Origin of the sequence: Streptomyces hazeniae, from assembly GCF_031845485.1 — a bacterium.
GTDB lineage: Bacteria > Actinomycetota > Actinomycetes > Streptomycetales > Streptomycetaceae > Streptomyces > Streptomyces hazeniae.
On record NZ_JAVREQ010000017.1, the window covers coordinates 101,359 to 119,664 of the forward strand.

Genomic DNA, 18,306 nt, shown 5'->3' on the forward strand with positions numbered 1-18,306 from the left:
CCCTAGGATTCCCTCTATCACTCCCCGATACCCCAGCTTGACAACCCCCGTCTGACTCGACAGGAACCCCATGAGCGACACTTCCTCCCCCTTCGGCTTCGAGCTCGTGCGGCGTGGCTACGACCGCGGTCAGGTGGACGACCGCATCACCAAGCTCGTCGCCGACCGGGACAGCGCACTCTCTCGCATCACCTCTCTGGAAAAGCGCATCGAGGAGCTGCACCTCGAGACGCAGAACGCCCAGGCCCAGGTCAACGACTCGGAGCCGTCGTACGCCGGACTGGGCGCGCGCGTGGAGAAGATCCTCCGTCTCGCCGAGGAGGAGGCCAAGGACCTGCGCGAGGAGGCCCGCCGGGCCGCCGAGCAGCACCGCGAGCTCGCCGAGAGCGCCGCCCAGCAGGTCCGCAACGACGCCGAGGCGTTCGCCTCCGACCGCAAGCAGAAGGCGGAGGACGACGGCGCCCGCATCGTCGAGAAGGCCAAGGGCGAGGCCACGCAGCTGCGTTCGGACGCGGAGAAGGACGCGCAGTCCAAGCGCGAGGAGGCCGACTCCCTCTTCGAGGACACCCGTGCGAAGGCCGCCCAGGCCGCCGCCGACTTCGAGACCAACCTCGCCAAGCGCCGCGAGCAGTCCGAGCGCGACCTGGCGTCCCGCCAGGCCAAGGCCGAGAAGCGGCTCGCGGAGATCGAGCACCGTGCGGAGCAGCTGCGGCTGGAGGCCGAGAAGCTGCGCACCGACGCCGAGCGCCGCGCCCGCCAGACGGTCGAGACCGCGCAGCGCCAGGCCGAGGACATCGTGGCCGACGCCAACGCCAAGGCCGACCGCGTCCGCAGCGAGTCCGAGCGCGAGCTGGCGGCGCTCACCAACCGCCGCGACAGCATCAACGCGCAGCTGACCAACGTCCGCGAGATGCTGGCGACGCTGACCGGTGCCGCCGTGGCCGCGGCCGGTCAGCCGGGCGGCGAGGACGACACGGACGACGAGTCGGTGAGCCACGGCGTCCCGGCCCAGCAGTCCCGCTGACACCACCCTCGGCACGCCGCTCGCACGGAGCCCCGGCCCGCAAGGGCACGGGGCTCCGTGCGTGTTCGGGCGGGTTCTCTGCGTGTCCGGGGCCGCATGCCCCGCCCGTCGGTGCAGGGCGCGGGGCCCGGACGGGTTGCGCTGAGGGAACCGTCGTGCGACGGGGCCGTGCAGCTTCGGTGCGCCTCCCTGGCTCATGACAAATCACACGGGCGACGTCGGCGGATCTGCCCGTAGGATCGACGCATGATCGAGCTCGAAGGGCTGACCAAACGCTACGGCCGCAAGGTCGCCGTCGACCACCTCACGTTCAGCGTGCGCCCCGGCGTGGTCACCGGCTTCCTCGGCCCGAACGGCGCGGGGAAGTCCACCACCATGCGCATGATGCTGGGACTGGACGCGCCCACCAGCGGCGACGTCCGTATCGACGGCAAGCGGTACGACCGCCTGCAGGAGCCGCTGAACTACATCGGCGCGCTGCTGGAGGCCAAGTCCGTGCACGGTGGGCGCACGGCCTACAACCATCTGTTGTGCATGGCGCAGAGCAACGGCATCCCGCGCCGCCGGGTGTCCGAGGTGCTCGACCTGGTCGGTCTGTCCGCCGTCGCCAAGAAACGACCGAAGGGCTTCTCCCTCGGCATGGGCCAGCGCCTCGGCATCGCGGCCGCGCTGCTCGGCGACCCGAAGATCCTGATGTTCGACGAGCCGGTCAACGGACTCGACCCCGAGGGCATCCACTGGATCCGCAACCTGATGCAGGAACTGGCCCGGCAGGGCCGCACCGTCTTCGTCTCCAGCCACCTGATGAGCGAGATGGCGCTGACGGCCGAGCACCTGGTCGTCATCGGCCAGGGCCGGCTGCTCGCGGACACCCCGATGTCCGAGTTCATCGCCGAGCACTCGCGGACGTACGTGCGGCTGCGCACGCCAGAACCCGAGAAGCTGCTCGACCTGCTGCACCGCGAGGGCGTGACGCCGGTGACCGCCGCCGACGGATCGCTGGAGGCGGAGGGCGTCGAGGCGTCCCGGATCGGCGAACTCGCCGCGTCGGGAGGCATCGTGCTGCACGAGCTGAGCCCGCAGCAGGCGTCGCTGGAAGAAGCGTTCATGCGGCTGACCGCAGGGGCGGTGGAGTACCACGCGCACACGTCCACCGCCGACCCGGCGATGCAGCAGGCCGTCGCCGCGGGCGCGGTACCGGGCCAGGGCGCACCCGCCGGAGCACCGGGCGGGACGCCGGCCGCACCGCCGCCGCCCGGCGCCGTACAGGGCGAGCCGGTCCCGGCGCCGCAGCCGGGCACACCGCACACCGAGACGCCGCAGGACCGTCCCGCGTGGGGCGAGGGCTGGAAGAAGGGCCGCTGAACCATGGCACACGTATCCCGGGTCCTCCACTCCGAGTGGACCAAGGTCACCACCGTGCGTTCGACCTTCTGGACGCTGGCCACCGCCTTCGTCGTCACCGTCGGTCTCGGCGCGCTGATCGCCGCGGTCACGGCCTCCACCTTCAACGACATGCCGCCCCAGCAGAGGGCCACCTTCGACCCCACGTTCGTCAGTTTCTCGGGCACCACGCTCGGCCAGCTCGCGATGATCGCGTTCGGTGTGCTGGCCGTCTCCAGCGAGTACAGCACCGGCATGATCCGCAGCTCCCTCGGCGCCGTCCCGCAGCGCGGGGTCTTCATGGCCTCGAAGATCGCGGTCTCGACGCTGCTGGTCCTGGTGGTCGGCATGGCGACGAGCTTCAGCGCGTTCTTCATGGGTCAGGCCCTGCTCGGGGAGTACAGCACCTCGATCGGCGAGGAGAACGTGCTCCGCGCCATCATCGGCGGCGGCATCTACATGACGCTGATGGCGCTGTTCTCCATGGGCATCGCGTTCCTGCTGCGCAGCCCGCTGCTGGCGTTCGCGATCCTGATGCCGTTCTTCTTTCTGGTCTCCAACATCCTGGGCGCCGTCGAGGCCACCCGGGACGTGGGCATGTATCTGCCCGACCAGGCCGGATCGATGATCATGTCGGTCGTCGACGGCAGCATGGGCAGCGGCGACCGCCCGTACGGCCCCTGGGGCGGACTGCTGATCATGGCCGGCTGGGTCGTCGTCGCCCTGCTGGCGGGCTTCGTGACGGTCAAGAAGCGCGACGCGTAAGGCGGCACACCCGCCTGCGGCGCCCCCGGACCCTACGGTCCGGGGCGCCGTCGCGTCCGCCGCACGGCGCGGAAACCCGATGGAGCCGGCGCCGGCGACGTGCTGGGATGGCGTGATGGGAGAGCGCACGACGACGTCCGTGGACCGCGGGGCCTACCCGGATGCGGTGACGCCGTGGGAGCAGGAGACCTGGCGCGACGCCGCCCTCGACTGGGCGCGGCGCGGGCTCGCGGCGCACGGACTGCGGGAGACGGGACGGCGGGCGGTGCGCCTGCGGCCCTGGTCCGTGCTGGTGCGCCTTTCCGTCGAAGGAACCGCCGGTGCCGTGTGGTTCAAGGCGAACCCGCCCGCGAGCGCCTTCGAGGGCGCGCTGACCGGGGCGCTGGCCGCGTGGACGCCGGAGCACGTCCTCGCTCCGCTGGCCGTGGACGCCGAACGCGGCTGGTCGCTGCTGCCGGACGGCGGTGCGCTCTTCCGCGACGTGCTCGACCGCGTCCCCGACGACCCGCGCGCCTGGGAGGAGCCGCTGCGGTGCTACGCCGCACTGCAACGGGCCCTTCTGCCGCACCTGCCGGCCCTCGAACGGCTCGGCGTGCCCGCCGCGCGCACCACTGCGCTGCCCGAGGTCTTCGACCGGCTCGTGGAGGACGGCACGACGTCGGCACCCGGCGCTCGCGCGCGCCTGCTCGCGCTCCGGCCGCGCCTGGCCGACTGGTGCGCGGAACTCGCCGCCGTCGGCGTGCCGGACTCCCTCGACCACGCCGACCTGCACGCCGGCCAGGTCTTCGCCCCGCGGCCGGGCCGGTTCACCTTCTTCGACTGGGGCGACGCCACGCTCTCGCACCCGTTCTGCTCGCTCCGGGTCCCCGTCCGGGCGGCGTGCGAGCGGTACGGGCCCGAGGTGGCGCCGCGCCTGCGGGACGCCTACCTGGAGCCGTGGACGGGCCGGGGCACGAGCGCGGCCGAGCTGCGGCGGGCGGCCTCCCTCGCGTGGCGGCCGGGTGCGCTCGGCAGGGCGGTGTCCTTCGGACGCCTTTTCCCCGGAGCGTCCCGTGCCGCCGAACGCGCGTGCGCGGCGGCCTCGGCCGCCGCGCTGCGGGAGACGGCGGACGCACCGCCGTACTGAGGCGCCCTTCCCACCGCGGACGTGACCGACAGGAGGGAACCGGGCCGGCGGCCTGTACCCTCCTAGAGCTGTGACCGGGGGGCGAGAGCGGGGCGGTGAACGCGCGACGCGGGGCCCCGAACCACGTACAGGGGCGAGCATGATCGAGGCGTACGGCCTGACGAAGCGCTACGGTGCCAAGACGGCCGTGTACAACCTGTCCTTCCAGGTACGGCCCGGCGCCGTCACCGGCTTCCTGGGGCCCAACGGCTCCGGCAAGTCCACCACGATGCGGATGATCCTGGGCCTGGACCAGCCCACCTCGGGTCATGTCACGATCGGCGGGCAGCCGTACCGGAAGCTGCCGAACGCGCCGCGCCAGGTCGGCGCACTGCTCGACGCCAAGGCCGTGCACGGCGGGCGCAGCGCGCGCAGCCACCTGCTGTGCCTCGCGCAGCTGTCCGGAATCCCGGCCCGCCGGGTCGACGAGGTGCTGGGCCTCGTCGGTCTCCAGGACGTGGGCGGCAAGCGGTCCAAGGGCTTCTCCCTCGGTATGGGCCAGCGCCTCGGCATCGCGGCGGCACTGCTCGGCGACCCGCAGGTGCTGCTCTTCGACGAACCGGTCAACGGGCTCGACCCGGAGGGCATCCTCTGGGTCCGCAACCTGATGAAGCGGCTCGCGGACGAGGGGCGGACGGTTTTCGTCTCCAGCCACCTGATGAGCGAGATGGCGCTGACCGCCGACCATCTCATCGTCATCGGGCGCGGCCAGTTGATGGCCGACATGCCGGTGAAGGACTTCATCACGCAGAACTCCGTGGGATACGCGCGCGTGCGCACCCCGGACGACGCTCCCGAGCAGCGGGAGAAGCTGGGTTCGGCGCTCGCGGAGGCCGGCGGCCAGGTCGAACCGGAGGCGGACGGCGCCCTGCGGGTGACCGGGGTGCCGCTCCCCCGCATCAGCGACCTGGCACACGGGGCGGACGTGCGGCTGTGGGAACTCTCGCCGCACCAGGCGTCGCTGGAGGAGGCGTACATGCGGCTCACCCAGGGGGCCGTGGACTACCGGTCGACCACGGACCTGGCCGCGGGCCTCGCGCCGACGGGCTTCGGGCCGGGCGCGCCCGGCATGCCGGTGCCGGGGACCGTGCCGGGCGGGATGCCGGGCGGGATGCCGGGGCAGGTGCCCGGACAGGTACCGGGCCAGGCTCCGGGCGCGATGCCCGGCGGTCCCGTTCCGGGCGGGTACGGCCCTCCCGGTGGCGCCCCGCCCGTACCGCCGCAGGCCGACCCCCGGGGCGCCTACGCGGCGGGCCCGTACCAGGGGGCCTCCGGCGCCGGTGACGGAGGCCGCGGATGACGCGGCCCACCTCCCCCGGCACCATCCCGCCCGCCACCGAGCCCCCCACCGAGGACGCCCGATGACCACGCCCCAGCCACCCGAGAACCCCGCCTCCGACCCCGCCCCGGGCACGCAGTCGCCCGAGGAGGCGCACGTCCCGCACGTCCCCGGACAGGCCCAGGACCCCGCGAAGTCGGCGCCCGACGCGACGGAGAAAGCCGGGGAGGCCGGGGAGGCCGAGAGCACCGTGCCCGAGGCGGAGACGGCCGACCGGCGCCCCGAGCACACCATGTTGCTCAACCCCGCCCAGGCCGCGGCCGACGGCGCTCCACCGCAGCGGGCCCCGGCCCAGGGCACCATGATGCTCACGCCGCCGGCCCAGCCCGTCCAGCCGCCCGCGGCACCCGTCTCCGCGCCCCAGGGCCCGCCGCCCGGCCAGGCGCCGTACGCCACCGCTCCGGCCGCGCCCGCGCCCGCGCCGGTGCACGCCGCCGCACCGGCGGGCGGCTGGCCGCCGCCGCAGGGCACCGCGGGGCAGGCCGCGCTCCCCCGTACCCACCTCGGCCACGCCCTCGCCTCCGAGTGGACGAAGATCCGTACCGTGCGCTCGACGATGTGGACGCTCGGCGTGATGTTCGTGATCGTCGTGGGCATCGGCTTCCTGATGGCGCTCGCCTTCAGCGGCAGCAGCAACCGGTTCGTCACCACGCCGCTGCTCGGCGGCGGCCTGTTCGGCCTGATGCTCGGCCAGATCTGCGTCATCACCCTCGGCGTGCTGGTGATCACCTCCGAGTACGGCACCGGGATGATCCGCACGACGATGACGGCCTGCCCGGTCCGCGGGCGCGTACTGCTCGCCAAGGCGCTCGTCTTCTTCCTGGTCGCCTTCGTCATGACGACGCTCGCGGCCGGACTCACCGCGCTGATCCAGGCAGGGATGCTGGGCGGCGCCGAGGTGCCGCCGGACGCGATGGTGTCCGAGGGCCTGCGCGAGTCCGTCGTGAACGGCGAACTGACCGCCACCGGCGGCGAATGGCTCGGCGCCACCGTGGGCGCCGGCCTGTACGTCGCCCTCCTCGGCCTGCTCTCGCTCTCCGTCGGCGCGATGCTCCGCCACTCCGCCGGTGCCATCACCGCCATGCTGGGCGTGGTGCTGCTGCCGATGCTGGTCGCGATCTTCCTCCCGGCGAGCCTGAGCGACCTGCAGGACGGGCTGCTGGAGTACTCGCCGCTGAACGGCCTGGCGTCGATGTTCCAGATGCCGTTCCAGGGCGACGTGGGGACCACCGGCTGGCCGCTGCTCGGCCTGCTCGCGGTCGTCTCCGGCGCGGCCCTGGCCGGCGCCTACGCCGCCCTGGCCAACCGCGACGTCTGACCTTCCGCTCCGTACGGGCCCGGGACCGCGCACCGGCGCGGCCCCGGGCCCTCGGCATGCCGGCCCCGTCCTCGGCTCGCGACGCGTCTCCCGCCGCACGGCGTGCATTGGCATAGACCTGACACCCGCTCCTCGGCTACGCTCCCCGCAGCACGACATGAGAGCGCTCTCATACGCCTTCCGTACCACCCCTACCGGCACGACGAAAGGCAACGCCATGAGACGAAGAAAGGTCCTGCGCTCCGCCCTGACCACCGCGCTTCTCGCGGGCACCCTGGCGGGCGGACTCACCCAGGCGTCGGCGGCCGACGCCCCCGGCGACACAGCGGAGCAGGCCGCCTCCCCCGGCCTGGTCGCCGCCCTGCAGCGCGACCTGGGCCTGAGCGAGAAGGAGGCCCTCGCCCGGCTCGACGCGGAGGCGAAGGCCCGCACCGTGGAGTCGGCCGCGCGACGCGCCGCCGGAGCCGCCTACGGCGGCTCCTGGTTCGACGCCGGACGCGGCCGGCTCACCGTCGCGCTCACCGGCGCACGCACCGACGAGGACCGGCGTCGGGCCGTCGAGGCGACCGGCGCCCGGGTCGTACCCGCCGCGCACACCCTGCGCAGACTCGAGACCACCATGCGGAGCGTCGACACGCTCGACGCCCCCGCCGGGGTCGCCAGCTGGCACGTCGACCCGCGCGCCGGCGCGGTCGTCGTCCGGGTCGTCGAAGGGCACCGGCACGACGACGCCGTCCGCGCCTTCGTCGCCGACGCGCGCGAGGCCGGCCCGGTCGCCGTACGGGAGACCCCGCAGGCGCCCCGCACCTTCGCGGCGGGCACCGTCGGCGGCGACCCGTACTACACGGGCAACGTCCGCTGCTCCATAGGCTTCTCCGTGCACGGCGGCTTCGTCACCGCCGGGCACTGCGGCGGCGCGGGTTCCGCCGTGCGGGGCTGGGACGGCAGCCACATCGGCACCTTCCAGGGGTCCTCCTTCCCCGGTGACGACTACGCCTGGGTGAACGTCGGGAGCGGGTGGTGGACGGTGCCGGTCGTCCTCGGCTGGGGCACCGTCCCCGACCGTCTCGTGCGCGGTTCGGCGGAGGCGCCCGTGGGCGCGTCCGTCTGCCGCTCCGGCTCGACGACGCACTGGCACTGCGGCACCGTGCTCGCGAAGAACGAGACGGTCAACTACAGCCAGGGCGCCGTGCACCAGATGACCAAGACCAGCGTGTGCGCCGAACCGGGCGACTCCGGCGGCTCGTTCATCAGCGGCGACCAGGCGCAGGGCGTCACGTCCGGCGGCTGGGGCAACTGCTCCGGCGGCGGCGAGACCTGGCACCAGCCGATCAACGAGATCCTCCAGCGCTACGGCCTCACCCTGCACACCGCCTGACGGCACACCCCCGGCCCACCGCGACGGCCGGCACCGGAGCCCCCGCTCCGGTGCCGGCCGTCGCCACGTCTGCGAACAGGCTTCAGTACCGGGGGGCGTTGCGGGACCGCTGGAGGCGGGCGGAGCGGCGGTCCCGGGCGTTCCAGCACGCACGGTGCCAGTGGCGGCGGTCGTCCACGGGCCCGTGCTGCGCCCACGCGACGACGTGCGGGACGCCCGGCGGGATCTCCTGGTCGCAGCCCGGGCAGCGGTAGTGCTTCCCCGCGGCACCCCCGCCGACCTGCCGGACCACCCACTCCTCGCCCCGCCAGTCCTCCGTGCGCTCCACCCCGTACCGGTCGGCGCGCTCGGCACCCCCGGACGCGGACCTGCCGCCGCCACGCGGGCGGTTACGACGCGGGGACACGGTGCACCTCGGCGGTTCGGACGACGGCGAACGGCGTTCCGCGGACGAAGCCGCGGACGCGCGGACGGGCCCGGCGGGCTCGCGCCACCAGCGTACTGACCGCAGTCCCCCGCCCCGCCCCCTCGGGGGCGCGCGGCGCCCGCTGCGCGCCGGGGACCGTGCCTTGGGCACGTGTCAGGCGTTGATGCCGGGTGGGGGGCCGGGGTGGGCGGCCTCAGGGAGGCGGAGAACATGGGTGAGGCACGGGTCGAGACCGTCGGAGCGTTCGTGCTGGCCGCGCAGTTCCCCGGGCAGGGCCCGGCGGAGGCGCTGCACCGGGCGGTGTGCACGGCCGAGGAGGCGGAACGTGCGGGCCTGGCCGACGTGTGGCTGGCCGAGCACCACTTCGTGCCGTACGGCGTCTGCCCTTCGGCGGTGACGCTGGCCGCGCTGCTGCTCGGACGCACCCGGCGGATCGGCGTCGGCACGGCGGTCAGCGTGCTGCCGAACGCACACCCGGTCGCGCTCGGCGAGCAGACGGCGCTGCTGCACGTCACCTCCGGCGGCCGGTTCACGCTCGGCGTCGGACGGGGCGGGCCGTGGATCGACCTCGCGGTCTTCGGAGGGGGCCTGGAGGCGTACGAGCGCGGCTTCCCGGAGTCGCTGGAGCTGCTGATGCGCTGGCTGCGCGAGCCGCGCGTCGGCGCGGACGGCGCGCGGTACGCGTTCCCGGAGGTCGACGTGGTGCCCCGCCCGGACGACGCGGTGGCCGGCCTCGCCGACCCGCCGCCCGTGGTGGTGGCCTGCACCTCGCCCGGGACCGTACGGCTCGCCGCCCGGCACGCGCTGCCGATGCTGCTCGGCATGCACTGCGACGACGAGGAGAAGGCCGGCATGACCGCGTTGTGGCGGCGCGAGGCACGCGCCGCGGGACACGGCACGGACACGGTCGAACGGGCCGCCGCGGACCACGTGTCCGCGGGTGTGGCGCAGGTCGCCGACACCCGCCGGGAGGCGGTCGGGGCCCTCGCCAAGACCATGCCCGCATGGATGCGCCGCGGGCTCGCCGCACACCGCACCGTGGACGGCCGCGAACGGGCCATGCGGGACGCGGCCGCCTACACGGAGAAGCTCTGCGCACTGCACCCGGTGGGCCCGCCCGCGCTGTGCGCGGACCGGCTCGCCGCCACCGCGGAAACGACCGGAATCCGCCGTTTCGCCCTACTGGTCGAGGGAACGGGTGATCTTGCCGCGACACGGGACACCGTGGCCCGGCTGGGCGCCGACGTCCTGCCGCTGCTCCGCGACCGCTCACCGCGACAGGCGGCCTCGGGCGGAGCCACGGCGGCGACGCCGGCACCCGGTGCCGGGCCCGTCGGCGTCAGCAGTCGCGCAGCGTCGGCGACTGGTTGAGCAACTGCCCGCGCACGGACGTGAAACGGGCCAGCCGCTCGTCTCCCGACCCGTCGGTCGGGAAGACCGCCACCCGGTGGCAGTTCTGGAAGGCGAGCCGGACACCGAAGTGCCGCTCCAGCGCGCCGCGTATCGCGTCGCTCGCCAGTGCCCGCAGCAGCTGGCCGCGCGCCTGCTCGTCCGGCGGAGGCGTCTGGTTGTCGGCGAACTCACCGCCGTCCACCTTGAGCTGAGCGACCAGAGAGCTGACCATTTCCCACGCGTACGGCAAGGAGGTGCGGACGCAGTCGACGAAAGCCGCTTCGTCGACCTCGCCTCGCTCGGCCTGTGCGAGGAGGGCCGGTGAGACGTCGAGCGACATGAGTACTCCTCTCGCGACCCCGCGCGCACGCGTGCGAGGTCATACGGACGTGACCGGGGGCCCGCGAACGCGGCGAGCCGAGCCCTCCGCACTGGTTCCGTACGGCGACGCCCCCGATGCGAAGCGTAAGCCTGCGCGTACGGACGCACCAGGCGAATGCGCACACAACAAGCCATGCCAGAACAGGCTCAATCACGGGCGAATCGCGAACGGGTGCCGGTGTCCGCTAGCGTGATCCACCATGCGTCTCGTCATCGCCCGCTGCTCCGTCGACTACGCAGGCCGGCTCACCGCGCACCTTCCCGCCGCACCGCGACTCGTGCTGGTCAAGGCCGACGGATCGGTGTCCGTCCACGCGGACGACCGTGCCTACAAGCCCCTCAACTGGATGTCCCCGCCATGCACCCTCAAGGAGGGTGAGGAGGACGGAGTCACCGTGTGGACGGTCGTCAACAAGGCGGGTGAGAAGCTCATCCTCACGATGGAGGAGATCCTGCACGACTCCTCGCACGAACTGGGCGTGGACCCGGGTCTCATCAAGGACGGCGTGGAAGCGCACCTGCAGGAGCTGCTGGCCGACCGGATGGAGACCCTGGGTGAGGGCTGGTCCCTCATCCGTCGCGAATACCCCACGGCCATCGGTCCCGTGGACATCCTCTGCCGTGACGCCGACGGCACGACCGTCGCGGTCGAGATCAAGCGGCGCGGTGAGATCGACGGCGTCGAGCAGCTGACGCGCTACCTCGACCTGCTCAACCGCGACCCCCGTCTGGCGCCCGTGAAGGGCGTGTTCGCGGCCCAGGAGATCAAGCCGCAGGCCCGCGTGCTGGCCACCGACCGCGCGATCTCCTGCGTCACCCTCGACTACGACGCCCTCCGCGGCATCGACGACGACAAGCTCCGCCTCTTCTGACCGCACACGCCCCGGCGGGCGCCGTCGCCCGCCGGGCGGGAGTCCTGCACCGGCACGTGCGGCCCGCCCCGCGCGTCCCTGCGTGGGGCCGTGGCGCGCCCCTCCGCCCGGCGCGTGGGCCGACTGCCGCACGGAACTCCCCGGCCCCGCCGCCGCAGGACGGCGGAAACGGCTGTCGCCGCCGTGCGGCAAGGGAGAACGGGCGTGCCTGCCGGGGTCTCCGGGCGACGCGGACGGGGTCGGCCGCCCGGACCCGTCCGGCCCGCCGGGCGGCGGTGCAGGATCGCGCGGGCAGCCGGGCCGGTCCCGGTCACCCAGGCGCCCGCCACAGCACGCGCCGCGAACCCGCGGCGTGGCACGTCCCACCGCCGGGCGGGTACAGGTACAGGCGGGGTCCCGGCGGTGATGTCAGTCGACCGGCGTCGCGCTGCTGCCCGCCGCCGGGGACGCTCCGCTCGCCGTCGCGCTCGGCGGGGGCCCGTCCGCGGTCGGCGACGACGACCCCTCGCCCCCTCCCGACGACGACTCGGTCGGAGTGGGCGTGGGAGTGGGCGAATCCGAAGGGGAGGGCGATTCGGTCGGCGGCCGGGTCGTCTCGTCGTCGGTCGGGTCCGGGGACGGCGAGTCATCGTCGTCGTCCCCGCCACCACCGTTGCCGCCGCTGTTCCCGCCGCTGCCGCCGCCGTTCGACGAGGAGTCGTCGTCGGTCGGGGACGGGTCGGCGGGTGGGCCGCCTCCCTCGGAGGGGGAGGGCGAGGGGGTGGCGGAGCTGGAGGGGCCGGGGGTGCCGGGGCTGCGCGACGGGTCGTCCCCACGGTCCGCGCCACCGTCGCCGGACTCCGGATCGTCCGTCCAGTCGTCGGTGAACGTGTCCGACTGGTCCGGCTGGACCGTACCGCCACGCGGGGTGTCGGAGCTGTCGGACGCCGCGGTGAGGGCCACCGTCCCGAGGACGGCTGCCAGTACGGCGCCCGCCCCCGCCGCAAGAACGTTCTTGCGTGTGCTGCGCACCGCGAGGCCTCGGCGGCCGCCCAGGCCGGAGTGGCCGCGCTCCTCGTCCGCGGCGGCGCGCAGGGCCGCGATGCTGTCGTCCATGGCCGCCGCCGTCGACAACGCGGCCGCGGTGATCTCCTCCTGGGACCTGGTCTTCCCGTCGCCGTAGGACGAGCGGGGCGTCGGGGAGGTGGGCGTCTCGTCCGGGCCATGGGCCGGACGGACCGCTGAAGGACCCGCCCCCGCGGTCTTGCCGAGCCCCACCCGGGCACCTGCGGCGCCCGCCGCACCGGCAGCCCCCAGGGCGCCCGTCGCGCTTCCGGCGCCCGCGACACTCCCGGTCTCCGGGGGCGACGCGGGGGAAGCCGTCGGTCCGCCGGCGCGTGTGGGGCCGTCGGGCGTGCCCGGGGTGACCCCCGCCGCGCCGCCGGCGGCGGCCGCGGCGAGGCGATCGGTGACCAGCGCCAGTGCGCGGCGGCCGGCCACCGTGCCGTGCTGGTCGGCGAGCGCGGCACGCAGCGCCACGGAGGCGTCGAGTTCCGTGCGGGCTCGCTCCGGGTTGCCCTGGCAGAGCGCGAGCACACCCAACTCGTGGTGGAAATAGCCCTGTTCGGCAACCTCACCGGCGCGCCGGGCGGCCTCCTGGCCGCTGCGCAGCACGCGTTCCCACGGGCCCCAGCGCAGGGCGGCGGCGAGTACCGGCGCGGCGGACCGTGCCAGCAGCACGGCCGCGGCGGCCTTGCCGTCGCGCTGTGCCGCCTGGACGGCGGCGACCACGACGTCCGCCTCGGCGCCGACGCGGGCCGCGCTGACCGACGGATGGGCGACCCACCAGGCGTAGTGCTGGGCCACGGTCTCGGCCCGCACCGCGTCCCCGTCTCCGTCGCCCGGGTGCCCTGCGGCGAGCTGACCCGCCACACCGCCGGCCAGGCGGTAGTGGCCGCCGGCCTCGGTCACGAGACCGGCGTCGGCGAGCTCGTCCGGCGCATGGTCGGCGTGGTCCTCGCCGAGCAGCGCCGGCAGGTGGGTTCCGCGGGGGAGTTCGCCCCCGAGGACGGCCGCGATGCGCAGCGCGTCGCGGGCGGTGCCCGAGAGACCGGAGGCGACGTCGGCCGCCAGGTCGGCGCCGCTGGGCAGGCGGCCGTCGGAGGCGTCCTCGGCGCCGTACAGGGCGACGGCGGCGCCGCCGCCGCGCTGCCGCAGCAGCGTGCCGGCCTGCACGAAGGAGAGCGGGTTTCCTTCGCTGAGGAACCACAGGTCGCCGGCCCAGTCGGACTCGTCGTCGGTGAGCGGACGGCCGAGACGGTGCTCGAGCAGTTCCAGCGAGGCGGTGCGGCTCAGCCCGGGGAGGAAGACCTCCTCGATGCGGGCCCCTTCGGAGGGTGCGGCGACGTCGGGGGTGGCCGCGACGAGGTAGGCGCACTCGGGGGTGGCGGTGAGCAGTTCGTCGAGCGCGGAGGCGCCGAACTCCAGGTCGTCGAGGACGACGACCGCGCCGACCGAGGAGAGCGCCTCGCGCAGGCGGCGCCGGTCGGGGCGCAGGGCGGGAGCGTCATGAACGGCGGAGAAGAGGTCCTGGAGGACGTCGGTGACCCCGCGGCGGTAGCCGCTGAGCCGGATCACGCCGTCCGGGGCCAGGGTCGCCGCGTCGGCGGCGACGGCTTCCAGGAGGGCGGTGCGGCCGGAGCCGCGGGGCCCGGTGAGACGGACGGACCGCCCCCGGCCGAGCAGGCGGGTGAGGCGCTCGCGCTCCTCGTCCCGCTCCAGCAGGACGGGGCGCCTCCCGCCGACGCCGGCGGAGCCGCGTCCGGTGCCGGGACGGCCGGCCTCGGGCCGCTCTCCCGCAGCGCGGCGCCGGGGGCTTCCGGGGCGCTGTCCGGGCGGGCAGGGCTCGATCTCGCTGCCGTCGACCGGGTTGACGGTCAGCAGGTAGTCGCCCGATATGAGTCTGACCGTGCGGGCGAGGGGACCACCGCCCCGCTCGTCCGCGTGCTCCTCACCGGACTGGTCACTCTCGTGCTGAACCATGGCCTCCGCCCCATCGCAGTGTCCGGCACAGTATCCACGAGGGGCCGTGCTCGTGTGGGGGGCGGGACGTCACGGCTTGGTGAGGATTCCGACCTGCGGGGCGGCGACGGCGTCCTCGATGGCCAGGATCCGGTGCAGCCGGGTGGCGACGAGCAGGCGCTGCATCTGCGGCGGTACGCGCCGCAGAACGAGTCGCCGCCCGCAGCGCCCCGCCCGGCGGTGCGCACCCATGATGACGCCCAGCCCGGTGGCGTCCCACGACTCGAGTTCGGCCAGGTCGAGAACGAGGTCGCCCTCGCCCGCGTCGACGGCGCCGTGAAGAGCCGTACGGGCGTCCGCTGCGCTGCGGACGTCGAGGCGCCCCCCGACGACCAGCTCTGCGTGGTCGCCCCTGATGTGCATAACCGCTCCCGGTATGGATCGTGTGGCTGCGTCCTGTGTCGTACGTGTGGTCCCGTCGTGCTCGCGCATGCTCCGCGCCGCCGGACCCCGGCCGGGGCACGCCGCACGGCGAAGGGCCGGAACCCCTCTCCAGGGGAGACGACCTGACGGTCCGTCGAGTTGCCGTTCGTGGTCCAACCGATACGCAATTCACCCTCACGGGTGAGAACGGCGGGCCGGGACGCCCTCTCACGGGTGCTGCGGAGGACGCGCCCCGGACCGCCGTGCCGGGCCGGGGGAACGGCCGCCGCGCGGTCAGTACGTGTAGAAGCCCTTGCCGCTCTTGCGGCCCAGGTCGCCGGCGTCGACCATCCGCCGCATCTGCTCCGGCGGCGCGAACTTGCCGTCCTGCGACTCGGTGTAGATGTTCTCGGTGGCGTGCAGCAGGATGTCGACGCCGGTCAGGTCGGCGGTGGCGAGCGGGCCCATGGCGTGGCCGAAGCCGAGCTTGCAGGCGGTGTCGATGTCCTCGGCCGAGGCGACGCCGGACTCGTGGAGCTTGGCCGCCTCCACCACCAGGGCGGCGATGAGGCGGGTGGTGACGAAGCCGGCGACGTCGCGGTTGACCACGATGCAGGTCTTGCCGACCGACTCCGCGAACGCGCGGGCGGCGGCGAGCGCCTCGTCGCTGGTCTTGTGACCGCGCACCAGCTCGCACAGCCCCATCATCGGCACCGGCGAGAAGAAGTGGGTGCCGACGACGCGCTCGGGCCGGCGGGTGGCGGCCGCGATCTTGGTGATCGGAATGGCGGAGGTGTTGGAGGCGAGCACCGCCTCGTCCTTCACCAACCCGTCGAGGGCGCGGAAGATCTCCTGCTTGACCTCGATCTTCTCGAAGACGGCCTCGACGACGACGTCGGCCTCGGCCGCGGCGTCCAGTTCGGTGGTGGTGGTGATCCGGCCGAGCGCCGCCTCGGCCGCGGCGGCCTCCATCTTGCCCTTGCCGACGAACTTGTCGAAGGACGCCTTGATCCCGTCCGTGCCACGGCGCAACGCCTCGTCGGTCACATCGCGGAGGACCACCTCCCAGCCCGCCTGGGCCGAGACCTGCGCGATGCCGGAACCCATCAGACCGGCACCGATGACGGCGAGCTTCTTCGCCACGACACGCTTCCTTCCCTGGAGCATCCGAGCTGTTGGCGGGACCCTAGCGCTTCGGACGGACCCTCAGGCGGCGAAGAGACACGCGTCACGTCTCACATGGCGGACGTCACACCCGGGGCGTCCGTTTCGCCGCGCTATGCCCGATCCCCCGGCGATCCGGCGACCCGGCTTCCGGGATCTCCGGCGACGGGCGCCCGCCACCGGGGGAACCGGAGGACGCCGCGCGAGGGTGCCACTCGCACCGAGTGCGCGGACTTCACGGACAAGAGCGACATAATCCCCACATGTCGACGTGCTGCAACATGACGCTCAGCTATACCTGCCATTTAAGATTCCTTGCCCGAACCGATACTGCAGGCAGGGAAATGCAGGCCGTTTCGCCCTGGACAGGCAAAGGTGAAGGTGCGCACTCTGCTGTGGGTCTGTGTCCGGCACATCGGTTCCTCCGCTGCCACCGGCTCTCCAGCAGGCCCGCACCGACGCACCGACAGCAGGAGGTGGCCGCTCCATGGCCGACGTGACCACGAACCCTTCGGCGGACGCACCGGGTGACGACCGGCGTCTGAAGAAGGACTACGGAACGATCGGGCTGCTGTTCACAGCGGTCGGGTCGATCATCGGTTCCGGCTGGCTCTTCGGAGCACTCTTCGCGTCGCAGATGGCGGGGCCCGCGGCGATCCTCTCCTGGATCATCGGCGGCGTCATGTTCATCTTCATCGGGATGAGCTATTCGGAGCTGGGGACGATGTTCCCGCACTCCGGCGGCGTCGCCCGCTACCCGCACTACTCCTACGGCTCCTTCACCAGCTTCACGATGGGCTGGCTCACCTGGGTGGCCGCCGCGGCCGTGGCACCGATCGAGGTGCTCGCCGTCGTGCAGTACTCGAACAACTGGCTTCCCTGGCTGCAGGACGTGAAGGACGGACAACCCACGCTGACGGCCTGGGGCACCGTCGTCTCGGTTCTCCTGATGGGCCTCTTCGTCCTGGTCAACTTCTTCGGTGTGCGCTGGTTCCAGCGGCTGAACAACCTGCTGGTGTGGTGGAAGCTGCTGATGATCGTGCTGGTCATCGCGGTGTTCGTCGCCCTCGCGTTCAACACCGACCACTTCGCCGGCGACGAGTTCGGCGGCTTCGCCCCGTACGGCGCCAAGGGCGTGTTCTCCGCCGTCGCCAGCGCCGGCATCGCGTTCTCCTACTTCGGCTTCCGCCAGGGCGTGGAGCTCGCGGGCGAGACCGACAACCCGAAGAAGAACATCCCGCTGACGCTGATCGGCTCGGTCGTCATCTGCGGCATCCTCTACGTCGGTCTGCAGGTCGCCTTCATCGGATCCGTCCCGTCCGAGGCCATCACCGAGGGCGGCTGGGCCGAAGTCGGCGCCAACTTCACCGGCGAGACCGACGTGCTCGCGGTCTTCGGTCCGCTCGCCGCCATCGCGGGCATCCTGGGCGCGGTCTGGCTGGCCGGCCTGCTCTACGCCGACGCGATCATCTCCCCGGGGGACACGGGCATGATCTACGCCGGCGTCACCGCGCGCCTCTCCTACGCCATGGGCCGCAACCGCAACGCACCGGCGAATCTGGCCAAGGTCGACAGGAACGGCGTGCCGTGGGTCAGCCTGCTGCTGGCGTTCGTCGTCGGCTGCCTGTTCTTCCTGCCGTTCCCGGGCTGGGCACAGCTGGTCCCGTTCCTCACCAGCGCCACCGTGCTGTCCTTCGGATCGGGCCCGATCGTGCTGCTGGCCATGCGCAAACAGCTCCCGGAGCAGCACCGCCCGTACCGGCTGGGCGACAGGACGGTCTGGGTCGTCGGCTTCCTGGCGCTGTGGTCGACGAACCTGATCGTCTACTGGACGGGCTGGGAGCAGAACTGGAAGCTGTTCCTCCTGCTGATCCTCGGCTGGATCCTCATGGCGGCGTTCCTGCGGTTCTCCCGGCAGGACCACCCGAAGCTCGACCTCGCGGCCGGTTCCTGGGTGTTCGTGTGGTTCGCGGGCCTGGCGGTGATCAGCTTCGTCGGCGGCTACCCGGCGGAGTCGGAGGAGGCCGGGAACCTCGGCTGGCTCGGCCTGGGCACCGGCGCGGTCGCCACGTTCGTCCTGGCCCTGCTGACCATCTGGGTGTCCCTGAGGACCGCCCTTCCGCGCCACCGCGTGGAGGAGATCCTCGCCGAGTCGCAGCAGGCGCACGCCGGGGGGCCGCCGGCGCACTGAGCCCGGACGGCTCTGCTCGCAGGAGCCGCCCGGGGCGCCCCGGCCGCGTCGTCGCGGACCGGGGGCCACGAGGGGCCCGTGGCG

At 73.6% G+C, this 18,306-nt stretch carries 15 protein-coding genes; 10 read left to right on the forward strand and 5 right to left on the reverse strand.

What is annotated here, in order from left to right; genetic code table 11:
• The first annotated feature begins 70 nt into the window (after positions 1 to 70).
• The 7 genes from RM572_RS18825 to RM572_RS18855 all read left to right on the forward strand — a co-directional run bounded on the left by RM572_RS18825 (position 71) and on the right by RM572_RS18855 (position 8,372).
• A complete protein-coding gene (locus RM572_RS18825; protein WP_027765999.1) occupies positions 71 to 1,024 on the forward strand; it encodes a coiled-coil domain-containing protein in 954 nt (317 codons plus the stop codon).
• Between the two features lie 246 nt (positions 1,025 to 1,270).
• Positions 1,271 to 2,389, forward strand: coding sequence for an ABC transporter ATP-binding protein (locus RM572_RS18830; RefSeq protein ID WP_311674523.1), 1,119 nt, complete (start codon positions 1,271 to 1,273; stop codon positions 2,387 to 2,389).
• A 3-nt stretch (positions 2,390 to 2,392) separates the two neighbouring features.
• Entirely contained in the window at positions 2,393 to 3,172 is a 780-nt protein-coding gene (locus RM572_RS18835; protein WP_311674524.1) for an ABC-2 transporter permease, read from the forward strand.
• Between the two features lie 115 nt (positions 3,173 to 3,287).
• A complete protein-coding gene (locus RM572_RS18840; RefSeq protein WP_311674525.1) occupies positions 3,288 to 4,298 on the forward strand; it encodes an aminoglycoside phosphotransferase family protein in 1,011 nt (336 codons plus the stop codon).
• A 139-nt stretch (positions 4,299 to 4,437) separates the two neighbouring features.
• Positions 4,438 to 5,637, forward strand: coding sequence for an ABC transporter ATP-binding protein (locus tag RM572_RS18845; RefSeq protein ID WP_311674526.1), 1,200 nt, complete (start codon positions 4,438 to 4,440; stop codon positions 5,635 to 5,637).
• Between the two features lie 61 nt (positions 5,638 to 5,698).
• Positions 5,699 to 6,994, forward strand: a complete 1,296-nt coding sequence (locus RM572_RS18850) for an ABC transporter permease (RefSeq protein WP_311674527.1) — start codon at positions 5,699 to 5,701, stop codon at positions 6,992 to 6,994.
• 217 nt (positions 6,995 to 7,211) lie between these two features.
• A complete protein-coding gene (locus RM572_RS18855) occupies positions 7,212 to 8,372 on the forward strand; it encodes a S1 family peptidase (protein WP_311674528.1) in 1,161 nt (386 codons plus the stop codon).
• An 82-nt stretch (positions 8,373 to 8,454) separates the two neighbouring features.
• Here the strand turns inward: RM572_RS18855 and RM572_RS18860 are convergent, their stop codons facing one another.
• Entirely contained in the window at positions 8,455 to 8,778 is a 324-nt protein-coding gene (locus RM572_RS18860; protein ID WP_027766004.1) for a hypothetical protein, read from the reverse strand.
• 231 nt (positions 8,779 to 9,009) lie between these two features.
• Between RM572_RS18860 and RM572_RS18865 the strand changes: the two genes are divergently transcribed.
• Positions 9,010 to 10,170 (forward strand): LLM class flavin-dependent oxidoreductase, encoded by a 1,161-nt coding sequence (locus RM572_RS18865; RefSeq protein WP_311674529.1) that lies wholly within the window; start codon positions 9,010 to 9,012, stop codon positions 10,168 to 10,170.
• Here RM572_RS18865 and RM572_RS18870 read toward each other — a convergent pair.
• Entirely contained in the window at positions 10,139 to 10,531 is a 393-nt protein-coding gene (locus RM572_RS18870) for an SCO5389 family protein (RefSeq protein ID WP_027766005.1), read from the reverse strand. The genes RM572_RS18865 and RM572_RS18870 overlap by 32 nt on opposite strands.
• 241 nt (positions 10,532 to 10,772) lie before the next feature.
• Here RM572_RS18870 and nucS point away from each other — a divergent pair, with 241 nt between their 5' ends.
• Entirely contained in the window at positions 10,773 to 11,444 is a 672-nt protein-coding gene (gene nucS / locus RM572_RS18875; RefSeq protein ID WP_311674530.1) for an endonuclease NucS, read from the forward strand.
• 408 nt (positions 11,445 to 11,852) lie between these two features.
• On the opposite strand, the gene RM572_RS18880 is transcribed toward nucS, so the two are convergent.
• From RM572_RS18880 to RM572_RS18890, 3 genes are all read right to left on the reverse strand, one after another.
• Complete coding sequence (locus tag RM572_RS18880) at positions 11,853 to 14,465, reverse strand: ATP-binding protein (RefSeq protein ID WP_311674531.1); 2,613 nt, start codon at positions 14,463 to 14,465, stop codon at positions 11,853 to 11,855.
• 69 nt (positions 14,466 to 14,534) lie between these two features.
• Positions 14,535 to 14,867, reverse strand: coding sequence for an STAS domain-containing protein (locus RM572_RS18885; protein ID WP_027766007.1), 333 nt, complete (start codon positions 14,865 to 14,867; stop codon positions 14,535 to 14,537).
• A gap of 294 nt (positions 14,868 to 15,161) precedes the next feature.
• Positions 15,162 to 16,010, reverse strand: coding sequence for a 3-hydroxyacyl-CoA dehydrogenase family protein (locus RM572_RS18890; protein WP_136182370.1), 849 nt, complete (start codon positions 16,008 to 16,010; stop codon positions 15,162 to 15,164).
• 508 nt (positions 16,011 to 16,518) lie between these two features.
• Between RM572_RS18890 and RM572_RS18895 the strand changes: the two genes are divergently transcribed.
• A complete protein-coding gene (locus RM572_RS18895; protein WP_311674532.1) occupies positions 16,519 to 18,222 on the forward strand; it encodes an APC family permease in 1,704 nt (567 codons plus the stop codon).
• Positions 18,223 to 18,306 lie beyond the last annotated feature (84 nt).

Coding starts and splice junctions, on each gene's coding strand:
- RM572_RS18885 (WP_027766007.1), bottom strand. CDS start 14,867: ATGCACATCAGGGGCGACCACGCAGAGCTGGTCGTCGGGGGGCGCCTC.
- RM572_RS18880 (WP_311674531.1), bottom strand. CDS start 14,465: ATGGTTCAGCACGAGAGTGACCAGTCCGGTGAGGAGCACGCGGACGAG.
- RM572_RS18895 (WP_311674532.1), top strand. CDS start 16,519: ATGGCCGACGTGACCACGAACCCTTCGGCGGACGCACCGGGTGACGAC.
- RM572_RS18845 (WP_311674526.1), top strand. CDS start 4,438: ATGATCGAGGCGTACGGCCTGACGAAGCGCTACGGTGCCAAGACGGCC.
- nucS (WP_311674530.1), top strand. CDS start 10,773: ATGCGTCTCGTCATCGCCCGCTGCTCCGTCGACTACGCAGGCCGGCTC.
- RM572_RS18835 (WP_311674524.1), top strand. CDS start 2,393: ATGGCACACGTATCCCGGGTCCTCCACTCCGAGTGGACCAAGGTCACC.
- RM572_RS18825 (WP_027765999.1), top strand. CDS start 71: ATGAGCGACACTTCCTCCCCCTTCGGCTTCGAGCTCGTGCGGCGTGGC.
- RM572_RS18840 (WP_311674525.1), top strand. CDS start 3,288: ATGGGAGAGCGCACGACGACGTCCGTGGACCGCGGGGCCTACCCGGAT.
- RM572_RS18855 (WP_311674528.1), top strand. CDS start 7,212: ATGAGACGAAGAAAGGTCCTGCGCTCCGCCCTGACCACCGCGCTTCTC.
- RM572_RS18865 (WP_311674529.1), top strand. CDS start 9,010: ATGGGTGAGGCACGGGTCGAGACCGTCGGAGCGTTCGTGCTGGCCGCG.
- RM572_RS18830 (WP_311674523.1), top strand. CDS start 1,271: ATGATCGAGCTCGAAGGGCTGACCAAACGCTACGGCCGCAAGGTCGCC.
- RM572_RS18870 (WP_027766005.1), bottom strand. CDS start 10,531: ATGTCGCTCGACGTCTCACCGGCCCTCCTCGCACAGGCCGAGCGAGGC.
- RM572_RS18850 (WP_311674527.1), top strand. CDS start 5,699: ATGACCACGCCCCAGCCACCCGAGAACCCCGCCTCCGACCCCGCCCCG.